Annotated in this window: 1 protein-coding gene; it reads left to right on the top strand. The window is 32.5% G+C overall.

Translation table 11 applies throughout. From position 1 onward, the window contains the following. Positions 1 to 201: 201 nt before the first annotated feature. On the top strand, positions 202 to 1,023 hold the full coding sequence (locus tag H5975_RS08190; RefSeq protein ID WP_178662339.1) for a helix-turn-helix domain-containing protein: 822 nt from the start codon (positions 202 to 204) through the stop codon (positions 1,021 to 1,023). Positions 1,024 to 1,220: the final 197 nt, after the last annotated feature.

Raw genomic sequence — 1,220 nt, forward strand, 5'->3', positions numbered from 1 at the left:
ATATTTGATAGATAATATGATTAATTCTGCAACAAGTCTTAACAAATTACGTGTAAAGTTATAAAATTAGAAATAATTAATGCTATAATTATATGTGATAGATTAAATACTAGTCGTTTTTATGAATATTCATTGATAAGCTGAATATAAATTAAATATCAAAGGATAAGTTAAAATTCTTTAATGTAAGGAAGAGATATTATGAAATTAAATGGTGAAAAGTTACGAAATGTTCGACGAAAACGAGGATTATCGCAAACGGCTCTTTCAGTTGGTATTTGTACCCAGGCTACAATTAGTTTGATGGAAAAACAAAATCGTATCCCTAAGATGAATATCCTAACGGCAATTTGTGCGCGCCTTGATATTGAAGTGAGCGATATTGTAGAAGATGATGATAATTCAATGACCATCATTTTTGATCAAATCGACACAGCAATTATTCGTGGAAATTATCCAGAAGCTAAGCGTCTTTTGTCAAAGATTAAAGTTAAGAGCTTAGGTAATGAGTTTGATAAACAACGATATTATTATCTTATCGGAATGTATCAAGTTGAAAATAACCAAATGGACGACGCCATTTTTAATTTCGAATTAATTTTGACTCAATTTTCAACAATGAGCGCTAATATTTACTGGGCTTTGACAACTGTTGGAATGGCAATGGCTTATGAACGATTAGGTAACAAAGCTCGTGCATTGAAATTCGTTCAAAGAGCGGTTAGCTTAATTGATGAAAAGCAAATGACTGGTGGTCAACGGCAATGGCAAGTGATCTACCGTAATATTGCTGAATTGTATATTGAGTTAAAACAATGGAAAGAAGCTATTGAAGTCGCTAAGCGAGGAATTCAAATTTGCCGTGATAATGAGTCTTTCTTCCTTTTAGATAACTATTATTATTTAATTGGTCAAGCGCAATTAGTTGGTGGACAACGACAGGCTGCCAAAAGTTCCTTGCAAATTGCCTTGGATGTTGCAATTGCAGTAGATAATCGAGAATTAATTAAGAAAATTGGTTAACGTTAATAGTGACCAAAAAAGGCTCTATATTAAATCCTGTTGATGGATTACCTTATGGTAATCTACAACAGGATTTTTATTTGTAAAAGGCAGATTGTAAAATTTAAGTTGAACATTTAAGTGGACAGAAAAACCCATCAAGGTCTTTAATGGTGTTACCTCAACATTCCATTAGAAAGAAGGACCTTAATGGGCAC

The organism is Limosilactobacillus coleohominis, assembly GCF_016901675.1.
GTDB lineage: Bacteria > Bacillota > Bacilli > Lactobacillales > Lactobacillaceae > Limosilactobacillus > Limosilactobacillus intestinavium.